The sequence below is a fragment of the Kineococcus indalonis genome, assembly GCF_009906395.1.
Lineage (GTDB): Bacteria > Actinomycetota > Actinomycetes > Actinomycetales > Kineococcaceae > Kineococcus > Kineococcus indalonis.
Window position 1 is genome coordinate 1 of record NZ_JAAALM010000486.1, and the last position, 3,110, is coordinate 3,110.

At 75.0% G+C, this 3,110-nt stretch carries 3 protein-coding genes; 2 read left to right on the forward strand and 1 reads right to left on the reverse strand.

Annotation, left to right across the window (positions count from 1 at the left end; translation table 11 throughout):
- Positions 1-91: 91 nt before the first annotated feature.
- Complete coding sequence (gene aroQ / locus GTR00_RS17835; protein ID WP_166612924.1) at positions 92-523, forward strand: type II 3-dehydroquinate dehydratase; 432 nt, start codon at positions 92-94, stop codon at positions 521-523.
- Between the two features lie 158 nt (positions 524-681).
- Positions 682-2,346 (forward strand): FAD-binding oxidoreductase, encoded by a 1,665-nt coding sequence (locus tag GTR00_RS17840; RefSeq protein WP_166612922.1) that lies wholly within the window; start codon positions 682-684, stop codon positions 2,344-2,346.
- A 73-nt stretch (positions 2,347-2,419) separates the two neighbouring features.
- On the opposite strand, the gene GTR00_RS17845 is transcribed toward GTR00_RS17840, so the two are convergent.
- Positions 2,420-3,110 (reverse strand): SpoIIE family protein phosphatase (locus tag GTR00_RS17845; protein WP_166612923.1); only part of this gene is annotated, 691 nt, incomplete at its 5' end.

Here is a 3,110-nt window from a genome sequence, read left to right on the forward strand (position 1 = left end):
CCGGCCCGCCCCGACACGGGCCCCGGCACGGGTCCCGCCCCGGCACGGGTCCCGGCCCGTGTCGGGGCGGGCCGGTACCGTCCGCGACGTGCTGCGCATCCTGGTCCTCAACGGCCCCAACCTCGGCCGCCTCGGCAAGCGCCAGCCGGAGGTGTACGGCAGCACCACCCTGGCCGACGTCGACGCCTCGCTGCAGGAGCTGGCCGCCGAGCTGGGCGTGCAGGTGGAGCTGCGCCAGACCGACGCCGAGCACGAGATGCTCGCCTGGGTGCACGGGGCCGCCGACGAGGGCCGGCCGGTGGTGCTGAACCCGGCCGCCTGGACGCACACCTCGGTGGCGCTGCGCGACGCGTGCGCGGAGCTGACCGCCGGCCTGGTGGAGGTGCACCTGTCGAACGTCCACGCGCGCGAGGACTTCCGGCACCGCTCCTTCGTCAGCCCCGTGGCCACCGGCGTGATCGCCGGCCTGGGGGTGCAGGGGTACGCCCTGGCGGTGCGCTTCCTGGCCTCGCGCCGCGCGTAGTCTCTCGGGGTCCCCCGCGGGCCGCCGGCAGCGGCGGGACCCGGCCGGGCGGCAGCACCAGCGGCAGCACCAGCGGCAGGACCAGCGGCAGGACCAGCACGGCAGCACCAGCAGGACAGCGGCAGCGGGACAGCGGGACAGCGAGCACGGGAGACGCAGTGGTCGAGCACATGAAGTGGTGGGGCTGGGGCCAGGAGGGCGTGGCCTTCCACCACGAGGACAAGCCGGGCCTGGCGCCGTTCGCGCGGAAGATGGCCGGCATCGACTTCGACGCCCCGCCCGTACGGGTGCCGGAGCTGTCCGAGCTGGACGTGCCCGCCCCGCGGGCGCCCGAGCAGCTGCGCGAGGCGTTCGCCGCCGCGGTGGGCGCCGAGCACGTGCACGACGACGACCTCGACCGCGTCGTGCACGCCTACGGCAAGTCCATGCGCGACCTGGTGCGCATCCGCCGCGGCGACTTCGGCCGCCTGCCGGACCTGGTGGTCTACCCGGCCACCGAGGCGGAGGTGGAGTCCGCGCTGCGGGTGGCGCTGGACGCCGACGCCGTGCTGATCCCCTTCGGCGGCGGCTCGAACATCGTCGGCTCGCTGGAGGCCCCGCGCGAGGAGACCCGCCCGGTCGTCTCCCTGGACCTGGGCCGCATGCGCGAGCTGCTGGAGCTGGACGAGACCTCGCAGCTGGCGCGCATCCAGGCCGGTGCCCTGGGCCCGGACCTGGAGGCCCAGCTGAACGCCCGCGGCTGGACGCTGGGGCACTTCCCCGACAGCTTCAAGCACTCCACCCTGGGCGGTTGGATCGCCACGCGCTCCTCGGGGATGCAGTCCGACCGCTTCGGCGACATCGCCGACATCACGCGCGCCGTGCGGGTGGTCACCCCCAGGGGCGTGGTGTCCACCCGCCGGGTGCCGGTGCAGGCCGCCGGTCCCAGCGTGCGCGAGATGGTGCTGGGCAGCGAGGGCCGCCTGGGCGTGATCACCGAGGCGACCGTGCAGGTGCACCGGGTGGCCGAGGAGCGCGTGATCCAGGCGTACTTCTTCCCCGACTACGGCAGCGGCCTGCGGGCCATGCACGACATCGCGGCCTCCGACGCGTCCCCGTCCATCACGCGCGTCTCCGACGAGATGGAGACGCAGTTCACGCTGGCCACCTCCAAGAAGGGCAGCGCGCTCTCGCAGCTGCTGTCCAAGGGGGTCAAGCTGTACGCGTCCAAGCGCAAGGGCTTCGACCTGTCGCGCATGTGCCTGTCGTTCATCGGCTTCGAGGGCTCCTCGCTGCACGTCAAGCGCAGCAAGCGCCTGGTGGACGAGATCGTCAAGGCGCACGGGGGGTTCGGCGTGGGCACCGGCCCGGGCACCCTGTACGACCAGAAGAAGTTCGACACCCCGTACATCCGCGACTTCATCCTCGACCGCGGCGCGTACGGCGACGTGTCCGAGACGTCCTCGACGTGGGCCACGCTGAAGACGCTGCACGACAACGTGGTCGCCGCCGCCCAGAAGGCGTTCGCGGAGGTCGGCACGAAGGGGTTCATCTTCTGCCACCTCTCGCACAGCTACCACTCCGGGGCGTGCCAGTACTTCACGTTCGCCTTCCAGCCGCCGGCGGACCGCGACGGGCTGGAGGCCTACGACATCGTCAAGGGCGCCATCCAGCAGGCCTTCATCGACAACGGCGGCACCCTCTCGCACCACCACGCGGTGGGCCGCGAGCACAAGCGCTGGGTCGGCGACGACCTGTCCCCGGCGGGCGCGGAGGTCGTCAAGGCCCTCTTCGCCGGCGTGGACCCGGGGCGCAACCTCAACCCGGGCGCGATCGTCGACTGACGCGGGCCGCGCACCCGCCCGGCCCGCGCCCAGCGGCAGCGGGCCGGGCGGGTGCGCGGCGGGGGCCGGGCGCTCAGGCCACCCGCAGCTCCGCCCACACGGTCTTGCCGTCACCGCGCGGGCTGACCCACCACCGCTCGGCGAGCACGTCGACGATGTGCATGCCGCGCCCGCTGAGGGACTCCTCCCCGGCCCCGCGCGGCTGCGGGTGCGAGGTGGAGGTGTCGTCCACGCCCAGGCTCAGCCGCGCCGCCAGCGGGTCGTGGCGGACCGTCAGGGCGGTTCCGCAACCGGTGTGCAGCACCGCGTTGGTGACGAGCTCGGAGACGACGAGCTCGGCCTCGTCGGCCACCCGCACCAGCCCCCAGGCGCCCAGCAGGTCGCGCAGCCGGGCGCGGGCGGTGGCCACGGCGCGGGTGTCGCCGGGCAGGTCCAGCTGCCACTCGCGGCTGCCGGGGGCGGGGCCGGCGTAGTCGAGCACGAGCAGCGCTGCGTCGTCGGTCAGCGCGCCGCCGGCGGGGGCCAGCAGCCGGTCGGCCAGCTGCTCGGCGGGGGCGCCGGCGTGCTCGCGCAGGACCCGCTCGACGCTGGCGGCGCCGCGCTCGGTCTGCTGCCGGGGCCAGTCGACGACCCCGTCGGTGTGCATCAGCAGCCGGGCGGCGCCGTGCAGGCGCGCGCGCGCCTCCGGGTAGGCCGCCTCCTCCAGCACGCCCAGCGGCGGGCCGGGGTCCACCTCCAGGGCGCGGGGGCCGCCGGGGGTGAGG